The organism is Hydrogenophaga sp. L310, from assembly GCF_055703065.1.
Genome location: NZ_JBVPZA010000001.1, coordinates 77,671 through 91,693, shown reverse-complemented (window position 1 = coordinate 91,693; position 14,023 = coordinate 77,671). Strand labels below are relative to the sequence as shown.

Annotated in this window: 15 protein-coding genes and 1 pseudogene; all 16 read right to left on the bottom strand. The window is 58.2% G+C overall.

The features are described 5' to 3' along the window. Positions 1–19: 19 nt before the first annotated feature. The gene (pcaF, locus tag AC0GNO_RS00465; RefSeq protein ID WP_472902526.1) at positions 20–1,225 is read right to left on the bottom strand and encodes a 3-oxoadipyl-CoA thiolase; all 1,206 of its coding nucleotides are present in this window, start codon (positions 1,223–1,225) and stop codon (positions 20–22) included. A gap of 10 nt (positions 1,226–1,235) precedes the next feature. After that, positions 1,236–2,564, bottom strand: coding sequence for a phenylacetate--CoA ligase PaaK (gene paaK / locus AC0GNO_RS00460; protein ID WP_472902525.1), 1,329 nt, complete (start codon positions 2,562–2,564; stop codon positions 1,236–1,238). A gap of 15 nt (positions 2,565–2,579) precedes the next feature. After that, complete coding sequence (gene paaH / locus AC0GNO_RS00455; RefSeq protein ID WP_472902524.1) at positions 2,580–4,109, bottom strand: 3-hydroxyacyl-CoA dehydrogenase PaaH; 1,530 nt, start codon at positions 4,107–4,109, stop codon at positions 2,580–2,582. Between the two features lie 7 nt (positions 4,110–4,116). After that, positions 4,117–5,196, bottom strand: a complete 1,080-nt coding sequence (gene paaE, locus AC0GNO_RS00450; RefSeq protein WP_472902523.1) for a 1,2-phenylacetyl-CoA epoxidase subunit PaaE — start codon at positions 5,194–5,196, stop codon at positions 4,117–4,119. An 8-nt stretch (positions 5,197–5,204) separates the two neighbouring features. Further along, the gene (gene paaD, locus AC0GNO_RS00445; RefSeq protein WP_472902522.1) at positions 5,205–5,753 is read right to left on the bottom strand and encodes a 1,2-phenylacetyl-CoA epoxidase subunit PaaD; all 549 of its coding nucleotides are present in this window, start codon (positions 5,751–5,753) and stop codon (positions 5,205–5,207) included. Next, positions 5,747–6,502 (bottom strand): 1,2-phenylacetyl-CoA epoxidase subunit PaaC, encoded by a 756-nt coding sequence (paaC, locus tag AC0GNO_RS00440; RefSeq protein ID WP_472902977.1) that lies wholly within the window; start codon positions 6,500–6,502, stop codon positions 5,747–5,749. Before paaC ends, paaD begins: the two co-directional genes overlap by 7 nt. A gap of 12 nt (positions 6,503–6,514) precedes the next feature. After that, entirely contained in the window at positions 6,515–6,805 is a 291-nt protein-coding gene (gene paaB, locus AC0GNO_RS00435; protein ID WP_472902521.1) for a 1,2-phenylacetyl-CoA epoxidase subunit PaaB, read from the bottom strand. Between the two features lie 35 nt (positions 6,806–6,840). After that, the gene (gene paaA, locus AC0GNO_RS00430) at positions 6,841–7,833 is read right to left on the bottom strand and encodes a 1,2-phenylacetyl-CoA epoxidase subunit PaaA (protein WP_472902520.1); all 993 of its coding nucleotides are present in this window, start codon (positions 7,831–7,833) and stop codon (positions 6,841–6,843) included. Positions 7,834–7,965: 132 nt separating this feature from the next. Then, complete coding sequence (locus AC0GNO_RS00425; RefSeq protein WP_472902519.1) at positions 7,966–8,595, bottom strand: response regulator; 630 nt, start codon at positions 8,593–8,595, stop codon at positions 7,966–7,968. Continuing rightward, positions 8,592–9,677, bottom strand: coding sequence for a PAS domain-containing sensor histidine kinase (locus tag AC0GNO_RS00420; protein ID WP_472902518.1), 1,086 nt, complete (start codon positions 9,675–9,677; stop codon positions 8,592–8,594). Before AC0GNO_RS00420 ends, AC0GNO_RS00425 begins: the two co-directional genes overlap by 4 nt. Positions 9,678–9,688: 11 nt before the next feature. After that, positions 9,689–10,690: a helix-turn-helix domain-containing protein gene (locus tag AC0GNO_RS00415; RefSeq protein ID WP_472902517.1), complete on the bottom strand. Its 1,002-nt coding sequence runs from the start codon at positions 10,688–10,690 to the stop codon at positions 9,689–9,691. Between the two features lie 10 nt (positions 10,691–10,700). Continuing rightward, a complete protein-coding gene (locus AC0GNO_RS00410) occupies positions 10,701–11,351 on the bottom strand; it encodes an OmpW/AlkL family protein (protein WP_472902516.1) in 651 nt (216 codons plus the stop codon). Positions 11,352–11,380: 29 nt separating this feature from the next. Further along, complete coding sequence (locus AC0GNO_RS00405; protein ID WP_472902976.1) at positions 11,381–12,139, bottom strand: FAD-binding oxidoreductase; 759 nt, start codon at positions 12,137–12,139, stop codon at positions 11,381–11,383. A gap of 21 nt (positions 12,140–12,160) precedes the next feature. After that, positions 12,161–12,385, bottom strand: a pseudogene (locus tag AC0GNO_RS00400) (2Fe-2S iron-sulfur cluster-binding protein); the annotation flags it as partial. Positions 12,386–12,481: 96 nt separating this feature from the next. Then, positions 12,482–13,000, bottom strand: a complete 519-nt coding sequence (gene styC / locus AC0GNO_RS00395; protein ID WP_472902515.1) for a styrene-oxide isomerase StyC — start codon at positions 12,998–13,000, stop codon at positions 12,482–12,484. A gap of 32 nt (positions 13,001–13,032) precedes the next feature. Next, positions 13,033–14,022: an aromatic/alkene monooxygenase hydroxylase subunit beta gene (locus AC0GNO_RS00390; protein ID WP_472902514.1), complete on the bottom strand. Its 990-nt coding sequence runs from the start codon at positions 14,020–14,022 to the stop codon at positions 13,033–13,035. Position 14,023: the final 1 nt, after the last annotated feature.

The following is a 14,023-nucleotide window of genomic DNA, read 5'->3' as shown; positions in this document are numbered from 1 at the left end:
GGTGAAGAATTTCTAAAACTCAGACGCGTTCGATGACCATCGCGATGCCCTGGCCTACGCCAATGCACATGGTGCAAAGCGCGAAACGACCACCGCGCCGCTCCAGCTCGTTCAGCGCGGTAGTGACAAGTCTTGCCCCTGATGCGCCCAGTGGGTGGCCAATCGCTATGGCGCCACCGTTCGGATTGACGTGCTCAGAGTCATCGGCGAGGCCCAAGTGGCGAGTGACAGCGAGAGCCTGGGAGGCGAACGCTTCATTGAGTTCAACAACGTCCATCTGGTCCAGCCTCAGGCCGGTCAAAGCGAGCACTTTCTTGACCGCCAAGGCTGGGCCGAAACCCATGATGCGTGGTGCCAGGCCGGCACACGCCATTCCCACGACTCTTCCCCGGGGATTGAGGCTGTATTGCTTTGCAGCATCAGCTGAAGCGAGAAGAACAGCGCACGCTCCGTCGTTCACCCCAGAGGCATTGCCGGCAGTGACACTACCGTCAGGCCGAACCACGCCTTTGAGCTTCCCGAGAGAATCAAGGGTTGTGTCTGCGCGAGGATGCTCGTCCATGGAGAAAGACACGGCTTCCCCCTTCTTCTGCTTGATATCAACGGCGACCACTTCGGAATCGAAGAACCTGCGCTCATTTGCAGCAGCCCATCGTCGCTGACTCCGAAGTGCGAAGGCATCCTGGTCCTCTCTGGAGACGTTGAACTCGACTGCAACGTTCTCGGCCGTCTCTGGCATCGAGTCGATGCCGAACTGCGCCTTGAGCAACGGATTCACAAAACGCCATCCAATGGTGGTGTCCTCAACCTTAGCGGTGCGGGAAAAGGCGCTGTCAGCTTTCCCCATCACGAAAGGCGCACGGGTCATGCTCTCCGAGCCGCCAGCGAAGACCAATTGGCTCTCCCCTGTGCGGATACCGCGTGCGGCCATCCCGATGGCATCCAGGCTCGAGCCACACAACCGGTTGACGGTCGTGCCCGGCACGTTCACCGGAAGGCCTGACAGCAGGCCCGCCATTCGACCGACGTTTCTGTTGTCCTCCCCCGCTTGGTTCGCACACCCCCAGATGAGGTCGTCGACCGCTGAGAAGTCCACCCCTGGGTTGCGTTGAATCAGCGCGCGCAGGGGGATGGCACCCAGGTCGTCCGCGCGCACCGAGGCAAGCGCTCCACCGTATCGAGCAAATGGAGTGCGGATGGCGTCACAGATGTATGCGTCTTGCATGAAGTGTTCCTTAAACTGCTGCTTTAGGGCGCTTGTCGACCACGCGACGAGCCTTCCCGGTTTCGGTTCGTTCGATGCCGGAGGATGTGAGCACACTGACTTTGGTGCTCACACCGACGTTGGTCTTGATGGCCTGCTCCAGCCACTTCCCAATACCGTCTGTCTCTGCGCCAGGCAAATCTGCGGATACACCCTCGCGCGTTTCCACGAGGACGTCGAGTTTGTCCAGGTGCCCGTCGCGGGATACAACCAGCTGGTAAATAGGAGCCAGTTTGTCGTTCTTCAGAATCAGTTCTTCGATTTGGGTGGGGAATACATTGACGCCACGGATGATCAGCATGTCGTCGCTGCGGCCCGTAATTTTTCCGATGCGGCGCATCGAGCGTGACGTCGGGGGAAGCAGGCGCGTCAGGTCACGTGTTCGATACCGAATGACAGGCATGGCCTCCTTGGTCAAAGAAGTGAATACCAGTTCGCCCTCCTCGCCATCGGGCAACACTTCGCCCGTTTCGGGGTCGATGATTTCCGGGTAGAAGTGGTCTTCCCAGATGACCGGACCGTCTTTCGACTCCACGCATTCGCTAGCTACGCCAGGGCCCATCACCTCAGAAAGCCCGTAGATGTCGACTGCTTGGATGCCCGCTCGACGCTCGATTTCGCCGCGCATCGCATCCGTCCAAGGTTCGGCGCCAAAGATGCCCACTTTCAAGGACGACTTGGCTGGGTCAACACCCTGCCTCTGGAACTCTTCGATGATGTTGAGCATGTAGCTCGGCGTCACCATGATGAGTTCGGGCTTGAAGTCACGAATGAGTTGAACCTGCTTCTCCGTTTGACCACCACTCATGGGAATGACCGTGCAGCCGAGACGCTCTGCGCCGTAGTGGGCACCCAGACCGCCCGTGAACAGTCCATAGCCATAGGCGATGTGAACCTTGTCGCCGGCACGCCCGCCCGCAGCACGAATCGACCGAGCGACCACATCGGCCCAGGTGCTGATGTCCTGCTGGGTGTAGCCGACCACAGTGGGCTTGCCAGTGGTACCGGAGGAAGCGTGGATCCGCACCACCTTCTCCGTCGGGACAGCGAAAAGCCCAAACGGATAGTTGTTTCTCAGGTCCGACTTCCCGGTAAAGGGGAATTTTGCGAGGTCCTCCAGCGACTTGCAGTCATCAGGATGAACGCCTGCTTCATCAAACTTGGCTTTGTAGTGCGGTACGTTCTCATACGCGCGCCGCAGCGTCTCCTTCAGCCGTTGAAGCTGCAGGGAAGCAATCTCGTCTCGGCTAGCAAGTTCGATGGCTTCAAGTTCGTTGGGTGATGGTTTGAGTATTGGCATGGTGGTGCCTCCTGTTCAGTTGTGAAACCGCCGACCGTTCGCGACCAAGCGACGAATCAACGGCGAAACCCTGTATCTGTCTTCGCCATAGGCTTGAGCCAGGTTCTCAAGCACTTCAGCCACTGCGGATAGGCCAATTTCGTCGGCCCATGCCAGCGGCCCTCGGGGATAGTTCACGCCCGAGGTCATGGCCAAGTCCACATCAGCGGCGGAACACACGCCCTGGTTTACGGCATCCGCAGCCTCGTTGGCCAACATGGCAACCGTCCTCATCACGGCCATGCCAGGCACGTCGTCAATCTGAGATACCGCCATGCCCGCGGCTTGGAGAACAGCCGCCACCCGAGCCAGTCCCTCCGGATTGCAGTTGTCTGACGCTGCCAGTGCGATGCGCGAGCAGGTCCGCGGCGCCAAGGTATGGTCGAGCAACACGACCGGGATGCCACCTTCATCCAGGCTTCGCTGAGCAGCTGTACGCCCATCTGTGATGCAGACAGTGAGGCCGGCCTCCACGAAGACAGGCCCCTTTCCTGCGCCATTGCGCGTGACCACTTTGAAATTCTTCGAAGCGAGCCGCTCAACTAGCGCGCCCCCAAGCGCGGTCGAGTCAACGATGGCGGGTAGCTCAGAGACATCAGAAATCTCGAACTGACGAGGTGACGGTGGGACACTGCTATTGCCATAGTTGAAGAAGCCTTGACCACTTTTCCGGCCGAGTCTTCCCGCTGAAACCAGCTCCTGCTGAATCAATGACGGCGTGAACCGGGGGTCACCGAAGTAGGCGTCGAACACGGAGCGCGTGACCGCAAAGTTCACGTCATGCCCAATCAGGTCCATCAACTCGAACGGTCCCATTCGGAAGCCACCCGCCTCCCTCGCAATGGCATCCAGGGTCGCGGCATCACTGGCCTGTTCATTCAGCAATCGAAGGGCTTCGGCGTAGTACGGCCGAGCCACCCGGTTGACAATGAATCCTGGAGTCGACTTGGTGTGCACAGCGCGCTTGCCCCAAGTCGTAGCCGTGGCAAACACCAAAGCGGCGACCTCATCGTCTGTCGCTAGCCCGCTGACGACCTCGACCAACGCCATGAGTGGTGCTGGATTGAAGAAGTGCATTCCGACAACTCGACCGGGGTGCTTCAGTCCAGCCGCAATCGCCGTGATTGAGAGCGACGACGTATTGCTGGCAAGTACAGCATCGACCGGAACGACCTTTTCAAGGTCAGAGAAAATTCCGCGCTTCACATCGAGCCGCTCAACGACCGCTTCCACCACCAGGCCAACGTTTCCGAAGCCTGTGTAAGAGTCGACGGCAGAAAGTCGTGAAACTGCAGCATCAGCGGCTTCTGAGGACATGCGCCCCTTGTCGACCATTTTGCGCAGCGAGGCACCGATGGTCACCATCGCAGTGCGTGCAGCCTCAGCGTTGGCATCAAACAAAAGGACCGGGTGGCCGGCAACGAGCGCGACTTGAGCGATTCCGGCGCCCATTGCTCCGGCACCAATCACTGCGACAGGACGCGACACGGGTAATGAAGGTCTCATGTCGGCCTCAAGAGTCAAGGTCGAAATCAAGCACGAGCGAATCGCTGACCGGAAACGCCTGGCAGCTCAATACGAAGCCGCGCGCGATTTCGTAGTCCTCAAGCGCGTAGTTGGCGTCCATTTCGACCTTGCCGTCTATCACCTTGCAGCGGCAGGTTGCGCACACCCCACCTTTGCATGAATAACGAATGTCGATACCGTTCTTCAAAGCTGCGTCGAGAACAGACTCCTGGTCCATTGCCATCGAGAATGAACGATGGCTCCCATCGGCGACGATGGTGACCTCGCACTCCTTGGTGCAGACTGCCACACGAGCTGCTACGCCATTGCCGTTCTTGGTGGGGGCTGTGCCGAACATCTCCAACTTGATGTTCTCCTTGGCCATTCCAGCGTCGACAAGCGCATCACCGACCTCGCGCATCATTTGCTCGGGCCCACACACGAAGGCTGCGTCATGGCTGCCGACGTCTATCCATTGCTCGAAGAGTTTTTTGCACTTCTGCGCGTCGATTCGACCGTGGAAAAGGTCAATATCCTGAGGCTCTCGACTCATGACATGCACGAGACTGAGTCGACTCGCGTACAAGTCCTTCAGCTCAGCCAGCTCCTCGCGGAAAATCACAGAGGATGTCGCGCGGTTTCCATAGACGAGCGTGAAGGAAGAGCCAGGCTCTCCAGCCAAGGTGGTCTTGAGGATTGAAAGAACTGGTGTTATTCCGCTACCCGCTGCAAACGCCAAGTACCTGCGCGGGTTGTTGGGGTCGATGGGGAAATTGAACCTCCCCATGGGTGGCATCACTTCGACCACGGTTCCCGACGTGAGGTGGTCATTCGCCCAGTTTGAGAAGCGACCGCCCGCAACACGCTTGATGGCAATTCTCAGGTTCGGCTCTCCGACGGCTGAGCAGATTGAGTAGGAACGTCGAATTTCTTCTCCATCGACGACGGCGCGCAGGGTCAAGTGCTGACCTTGCGTAAATGTGAACTGTTCAGACAGCGCGCTGGGGATAGAGAAGCTGGCGACAAGGGTGTCGCGGGTGACCTGCTGGACACTCGAAACCGTCAATGGGATGAAATGGTTGCTCATCACTGCTCTCAGTGGCATTTGAAGTAGTCAAAGGGCTCCCTGCAGCTAAGACATCGGTACAGGGCCTTGCAGGGGGTTGAGCCAAATTGGCTGCTGAGGGAAACCGAAGTGCTTCCGCACTGCGGACAAACGACATGAGGAACCTCAGCGATGGGTCGTCGTCCAAGCTTGATGTCCGCGATCGAAATACGTTGCTCCATCGCGGCGCCCTTTGGAGGCGCGATGCCATAGGCATGCAGCCTCTCCTTTCCAGACTCGGACATCCAGTCCGTCGTCCACGGAGGCGAAATCTGGGTCTCGACCCGCACTGCACCAAGGCCTCTGTGACGCAGGGCGTCAACGATTGACTGTGCAATGACATGTGTAGCCGGGCACCCTGAGTAGGTTGGGGTCACAGTAACCACCCACTCATCTGGGCCTCCCGGGGTGTGCCGTACTCCGCGAACGATGCCCAGGTCTACGATGGAAATCACTGGGACTTCGGGGTCTGGTACCTCGTCCAGCCACGCCAGAACTTGTTGCGCTGATGGCGACGCAATGTCGGAAGTGGTCACCATTGCAGACCAGGATAGGCACGCTGGAGGAACTGCATCTCGGCGAGCAGGTATCCCAAATCTTCGGTGTGTCGACCTGTTTTCCCCCCGGATTGCATCCAAGCCTTAGCGTCTGGGGTTTTCAAGGTGCCCGCCGTCAAAGTCGACGTGACTTGGGTGAGCCAGGGCGCATGGAGGTCTGAAACGAGGCCACCAATGAGACCTGCCTCAGCGGCTGCACGGTCAAAATCATCCGCGACGAACATCTCTCCGGTATATGCCCAGTGGCTGTCGATGGCCAACTGAATGCGCGTGTGGCTTTCGTCCGTCCCATCACCAAGTCGAACAATCAGGTCTGAGCTGCGACGAAGGTGGTAAAGCACCTCTTTCGTTGCCTTGCTCGCGATAGCGGCGATCTTTTCGTCCTTGGAGCGGGTCAGTTGGTCCAGCGCCAGGATGTGCCAACTGTCGAAGAAGTACTGGCGCACAAGTGTGTCGGCATAGCTCCCGTTTGGCCGCTCCACAATCAGCAAGTTGCGAAACTCGTGCGAGTCTCGCTGGTAGGCGATTTCGTCTTCTGTACGACCCCTGCCTTCGATATCCGCGGCATATGCGAGCCACAGACGAGCCTGCCCAACCAGGTCCAGCGCTGTATTGGCCAAAGCCATGTCTTCTTCCAAGGCGGGACCCTTTCCCACCCAAGCGCAAAGCCGCTGACTCAGCACCAATGCGTTGTCGCCCATGCGGAGCACAAGCTCCAGTTGTTCTTTCAACATGCCGTGGCCTCAGAGGTTCTTGACTTCTTCCGGCATAGGGAAGAACGTGGGATGGCGGTAGACTTTGCTGTCAGACGGCTCGAACATCGGAGCCTTGTCACCCGGCTTGCTTGAGATGAGGTCTGTGCTTCGAACCACCCAAATCCCAAGGCCTTCGTTGCGACGTGTGTAGACGTCCCGTGCGTTGTTGATTGCCATCTCTCCGTCAGCGGCATGAAGGCTTCCAACGTGCTTGTGGGCGAGACCGTGCTGGCTCCGAACGAATACTTCCCACAGAGGCCATTCACGACGATTGCTCATGTCACTCATTCCTTAAAGTTGTTGCTTCGAACAAGTCACGCCAGTTGCGCTTGAGCGACCGTCCGCTTTTCAGCATTTGTGTACAAACCGTCGCGAAACCAACGGCCGTCTTCATAAGCCGTGACGCGTGCGCTCAACCGCTCACGGTTGCAGGGGCCGTTGCCTTTGATGACGTCGTTGAACTCGGTCCAGTCAATTTCACCGAATTCGTATGCACCCCGCTCCTCGTTCCACTTGAGGCTGGGGTCAGGGACCGTCAGACCGAGGTACTCGGCCTGAGGTACGGTCTGGTCGACCATCTTTTGGCGTAGCTCATCGTTCGAGAAAAGCTTGATTCGCCACTGAGCGCTTTGGGCGCTGTTGACGGACTCTGTGTCGGGAGGTCCGAACATCATCAGAGATGGCCACCACCAACGATTGAGTGCGTCCTGAGCCATGCGCTTCTGCTCCGGGCTCCCACGGCAAAGCGACAGCATGATGTCGTAGCCTTGACGGGCGTGGAACGACTCTTCTTTGCAGACGCGAATCATTGCCCGCGAGTACGGCCCATATGAGCAACGGCAAAGGGGGATCTGATTGATGATGGCTGAGCCGTCGACCAGCCATCCAATGGCACCCATGTCAGCCCACGTCAGGGTGGGGTAGTTGAAGATGGTGCTGTACTTGGCCTTTCCCGAGTGCAGAGCCTCCAAGAGCTCGTCGCGGGACACACCGAGCGTCTCGGCAGCACTGTAGAGGTACAAGCCATGGCCGGCTTCGTCCTGAATCTTTGCCAACAGAATGGCTTTGCGCTGAAGGGTCGGTGCACGCGTGACCCAATTGCTCTCAGGCAGCTGTCCCACAATCTCCGAATGCGCATGCTGAGAAATTTGTCGGATGAGGGTCTTGCGATAGTCCTCTGGCATCCAGTCCTTCGGTTCGACCTTGATGCCCGCGTCGATGCGCTCCTGGAAGACTCGTTCTTGCGGCTCGAGCTCAGCAAGCTTGCGCAAGCGGTTTGCGCCCGTCTCGACCATCTGTGCGTACATCGACTTGTCCTTGGGTTGCCAGCGCGCACTTCGCGCTTGATGGAGCAATCGTAGAAATCGAGGCCCAGTTTTGACAGGTGTGTTTTTCTGAGCTTCAACTAGGGTAAGTACGGGGAGAGTTGCACTTTTCACTCAGTCGAGAAGCTGGTGACGCACGGCAAATGCAACCAACTCCGCGTTGCTGGAGACAGAGAGCTTTTCCAGTATTCGCGCACGATGGGAGGCAACCGTCTTCACGCTGATGCACATCTGCTGGCCAATCTCGGTCAGCGAGACCCCCCGAATCATTCGGCTCATCACCTGCTGCTCTTTGACGGACAAGGATTCATGGGGCGTAGCTTCGGTTTTGTTGCGCTCAGCATGGATTGCGTCCATCGCATCACGGCTCATGTAGGTCCCGCCGGAGGACACAAATCTCACCGCATACAGCAGTTCGCTTGGGCTGACATCTTTTGAGAGGTAGGAATTGGCGTTCGCGTTCAACGCTCGCCTCGCATACTGCGGTTCGATGTACATCGAGAGCATGATGACCGGCAGACGTGGCCATTCCGAACGAATCGACGCGAGAGTCTCCAGGCCACTGCGGGGGCCCATGTTGATGTCCATCAGCACCACGTCATAGTGGCCAGAGCGCAGCATCGAGATTGCCGTCACGCCGTCGGGTGCCTCGCCACTGACCCGAACATCCAATTCATCGGACATCAAGCGAGCGATGCCCGCACGAAAGATGGTGTGGTCGTCAACGACAAGCACGCGAATCATGTCGCTTCGACCTCAATCGTTCCTGACAGCTGAGGAACCGTCAGGACCACAAGCGCTCCTCCGTCCGCGCAACTGTCCACAAACAGATTCCCACCGACTTCAAGAGCTCGCTCCTTCATGCTCAGGAGTCCAATGGCGCCCGGTCGTCGTGACCCGCTTCCCAGTCCATTTCCGTTGTCGCGAAGACTCAGATGGAACATTCCCTTATCAACCATCATCCGGAGGTCAACAGCGCTGGCACCAGAATGCTTGGCCACGTTGGTAAGCCCTTCCTGAACAATGCGGAAGATCTGCAGAGTTGACCCCCGCGGAACCTGCGCGGCCGCTTCTGCGCCCTCAATGGTGGTCGCCAGGCCATGGCGCTCACCAAACCTCGTGATGAGCATCTGCAGCGTTTGACCGAGTCCCAGCAGGTCCAGGCCGGCCGGCCGGAGGTCTTCCGAAATCGTGCGGGCGGTGTCGATGGTCTCCTGCATCAAGTCCAACAGTCCGCTCGCGATGTGATTGACCTCGATCAGCTCATCTGAGCGCGTTCTTCGAACGATGCGCGACAGGTCAAACTTCGCAGACGTGAGCATGCCTCCGAGGACATCATGTACTTCTCGGGACAGCCGCAGGCGCTCCGCCTCTCTTGCTGTATCGAGGTGTCGCACGAGTTCTCGTAGTTGTTCCCGGGACCTCCTGATCTCTTCCTGCGCTTGAACTCGCTCAGTGACGTCAAGTGCAACACCTGCGAGCGCAGGGCGCCCTTTACAGATGACTCTCGACGCATGAAGCTCCAGATGAACAATGGCACCGTCCTTCTGGACACCCTTAGTGAAGTAGTGGATGGCGGATACTTTTCCAGTGATCCGAAGGAGGTAGTTTTCAAGGACCTCTGCTGCGGAGTCAGGCGTCACGCAGTCGACCATCCTTCGACCAATGAACTCTTCCTTCTGATAGCCAAACATCGTCGCGAATGTCTCGTTCGCATAGACGAATCGCTCATCCTGGACCACGTAGATGCCAGCCAGCGACTGCTCGACGATGCCCTGGAAGGGGACTTCTTCAAAACTTACAGTGGAAAGGGCACCAACATTCATGGCACAACCATTCACCTCGACGAATCCCGCGAGTCACCACTGCCGATGCTGGCATTTCCGAGGGTCTTTCGGCGGAATTCACTCGGCGACACACCGTACTGAGTCTTGAAGAGTCGGCTGAAACTCGCACTGTCTTGGAATCCATATTCGAAGGCAATGTCGGTGATGCTTCGTTGTTGCTGTGAGAGGTCTGACAGCGCCTTGTGACAGAACTCCAGACGAAGGTCGTGAATCATCCGTCCCGGGGTCATCCGGTACTCTTTGAAGAGCATGTACAGCGAGCGGCGCGACATGTGAAGTGCGGACGCGAGCTCATCCGCATCCAGGGTGGGGTCGCCCAGGTGCTGCAGGACGTAGCTTTGTGCCTTGCTCAGCCGTCCGTCCGACGGTTCTGAGTTTCCCTCTCGCAATGCGGCTCGTCGTAGCGAGGCCGTGAGCATCCACTGAACTGCGCGAAGCGCGTCATCCGCACCCTCGTTGTCGACGGTCGCGCTCGTCTGGCTGAGCGCTAGTAGCGCACTCAGGGCGACGCGCGATGTGACCTTATCCTGCAGCAGGGAGCCGCAGACCTTTTGACTGATTTGCTCCCATCCTGGAAGCGCGCCATAGGGAAGAGTGAGGACGGCGAATTGAGAGTTCTCAATCACCGCCACGCGGTATGGACGTGCAGTGTCACAGACGCAAGCCTCGCCGGAAGCAAGCACCGAACGTCGCTTGTCCTGCTCAATCTCCATGGAGCCCGTGAGCTGCCACAGTAGCTTGACGTAACCTGCATCAGCGCGCTCAGCCAATTGCCGAGTACGGTGCACCTCTGTCTCCGAGCTGCGGATGGTCGCCAATGCGCTTGCGCCAATCGAGAGGCTGTTGACCTCTGCGTCAAACCCTCTGAGACGAGAGCCACCACTTATCTCCAACCAGGGAAAGCGGTCTCGGACATAGTCCTTCCACTGCGCTAGGTTGGAGATGTTGTCATGTGCCGATACGGGCGTTCGACCCGGTAGTCGTTCGGCCACGGTGTATGCGTTAGAAGCGATAGCTCACACCAAGGTGGACCAACGTCGGGTCCAGGCGGATTTTGGCGGAGGCTGGAGCGCCACCGAAGGCAGGCACAGTGCCGGTGGCAGTCGTTTTCAGAAAGATTTTCTTCACGTCAAAGAAGAAACCCCAGTCTTGATTCACCGGCACTTCGAAACCCGCTTGAAGCACGGTGCCCCACGCGCTCTTGACCTTCAGGTTTGCCACGGCACCATCCTTATCAGAAAGGACTGCTGTGTAGTTGACCCCCGCGCCGAAGTAGGGGGTAACCGTTCCAAGGTTGTTGAAGCGGTAGTTCATCGACAGCACCGCCGGGCCGTACGTCACCTTTCCGAGAGCCAAGCCGTCAACCGGTCCGCCTTTGCCGACCAGCGTGGTGGTGGGCGGAGTGCCTAGTGTCAAGGAGACGCCCCAGGTCGGGTTGAGCAGGTACACCACCTCCACCCCCAATGCGACGTTGTCCTTGGCACGTGCATTCGCACCTGGAACCAGTCCGCCACCAACATTCAGGGACGTGTTGGTATCAAAGCCGATGAAGACTGGCCCCGTTTTGAGAATGAGGTTCTTTTCTTGCGCGTACGCACCCGCGCTCAACAGGGAAGCTGCGGCCAGAACGGTAATGGTCGAAATTCGATTCATGCTTGTCTCCAGGTAGTTGGTTTTGCTGACTAAAAAAATCGGTCGAAATGAATCTGCGAGTACGGCACACCACTCTCAACCATCAGGAGGTCGAGTAGCGCTTGCGCCATAGGCGGTGGGCCTGCGAAATAGACCTCGTGACCAGGTAAGGTGTCGCCGAAGGTTCGCTTGACTTCTTGATGGACGAATCCGGTTGGGCCTGCCCAGCCATCGCCTTCAATCGGCTGCGAAACAACCTCAACGCATTCGAGCCGACCGCTCTGTGAGCGAAGCGTCTCGAGTTGCCGCTGGGCTACAAGGTCCTTGGTGGTTCTCGCGCCGAAGTAGAAGTGCAGCTTGCGACCCGATTCTTCGAGCAGCGGAGTTGCCGCATAGGCGATGGACAACATGGGGGCCAATCCGGAGCCCCCGGCAATGCAAATCAAGTCACGGTCCAGCGGTCGCATCCACGCCATGCCGTACGGACCGTCAAGTTCGACAGTGGCCCCTGGCGAGAGCTTGTTGAAAAGGTATTGCGAGACGACACCGCCGGCAACACTTCGGACGATGAATTTCCAATGGCCCTCCCCATTCTTGAGATTGCTCATCGAGTACGCGCGTTGCAAGCCGAGTTCAGGGAGCGTCAGCAATGAGTACTGACCGGGGAGAAAGTCTGCTGCTCCCTCAGCCTTGAAGCTGAACTCCGCCATGTCATGCGTCAGTTGCCGGGCCGCAGTGAACTTCGCCTGGAACCGCCTCGGATTGACGAAGGGGATGTACTCAGGTGAAGGACGCACTTTGATGCGCAAGTCACCTCTCGGCAGCGACTGGCATGCGAGCTTCTTTCCTCGCTGGCGCTCCCTCGCGCTCAACCCGGGGGCGTCCGGCCAAAGGGTTTCAATCTCGCCTTCCAGCAAGTCGAATTTGCAGGCGCCACACCCGCCTGAATGGCACTCGTAAGGAAATCCAACGCCCGCACGAAGCGCCGCTTTCAATAGAGACTCTTGCTCGCTAGCGGCAAAGCAAGGGCCTGCGTCAATTTGGACACATGACATGATTGCCTACAGGGAATGGAGCCCTCCTGGGGAGAAGGCTCAAGAGAAGAAATAGATGCGGACAATGTCCGCATCTGTTTTATGCGGAGGGCTGATTCAGTCGCGAGCCAGAGCAACGCCTACAGACGTGCGCCGACCACCAAGCCCGACCTTGACGCCCTGCCAGCCGATGATGGCCAGAACGAACATCGCGATGACCCCGAACAGATACGCAGGCGCAAGTGCGATGAAGGAATAGAGATTCCCCTCACCGAACACGTTGGGCCCGAAGCTCAGGCCCCGGTTCACGGCGAAGTTGCCGAAGAAGTAGAAGATGACATTGGCCCAGCCGTCAGCGACGATGAGCCATCCCAACCAATGGGCTTTTTTTGCGGAGAAGCTCAGTGAGGGCAACACGGCTGCGACCGCAATCACCATCAGTCCGTTCATGGCAGGCCCAGTATGAGTGCGGCGCCAACCTTCCGCAGTGCCAGGCAACTGTATGGAGAAGATGTAGCCCGGAACGATTTCAAAGCCACCGATGAGGAAAATCCAGTAGCCCAGGCCACCGACGAGCGTGGCAAAGATCATGAGAACACCGTGGCCGTACCACTGCTTTTGCACTTCCAAGTTCATGTGATGTCTCCTTTAGTTTTCGTGGGTTGATTTCAAAGGCCAATCGAGCGGTGGAAGCTCTCAATGACCTTGATGGCTCGGTTGGCAGCCACTTCGCGCTCTGAGAGGGCTGCGCAGTAACCATGGATGGCTTTCTCGGCAAGTGGCATCCACTTGTCGAGCCACCCCTTCAGTACCTCTTGGTTGCCGGGGACTTCCAGCGCCATGGCAACCAGACCGGTGGCCCAACGGCGGTGACGCCGAGCATCGTTCAGTTGCGAATCGACCACCAGCGGAACGACGGTGTCGCTGTTCTGCCGTGCCATGTCGGCCAATGTCAGCATCACCCCCTCCTCGAGGGTGGGCTTGAGCACCAGGTTGAGCACAACAAAGGCCTCAGCCCAGTCCCAGGTGACCAGTGCACGCTCGACCAATTCGCGAACACCTTGCCATGCCGGATCAGTTTCCCAGTAGCTGCGCTCATCGCGACCAAACCCGATATCGGGGAAAGTGCGGGCGAGTTCAGCGGTCCTGTATGCGGTGTGCGACACCCAACGAAAGTGGTCACCCGTCTGGTACGACGCGCAGTTGGAGATGGTGGAGCCAGGCCCCATCAGGGTGAGGTAAGCGGACATCATCTGCAGTGCGTGAAATGCGTACCTGGAGGGCGCATAGAGTCGCGCGAGGCTCCCGGCCCAGGTCCGTTCGAGCATACTGTCATGCCCGCGTTCGGACATCTGGTCGAACACACCGGAGATGAACGACTCTTGTCCGTCTTGAACGATGTTGTAGACACGGTAGGTCAACTCGGAAGGGTCGCGGAACTGATTCCAGTCAGCATGCTTCAGAGAAGACTCGTTCCGGTACTGCCTGAACCAGACTGCCATGTCCATGTTCGTATCGAGCTCGAACGGCGAGTTGGGGTCACGCGTGGTGGTGTGCAAGTCCACCGAAACGATTTCGTACTCACTCGGCTTCTTGCGACGATTGCCAAAGTGGCTCCAGGTCTTGAGGGGTTTAGCGGTTTGCTCGGTCGTTGTCATG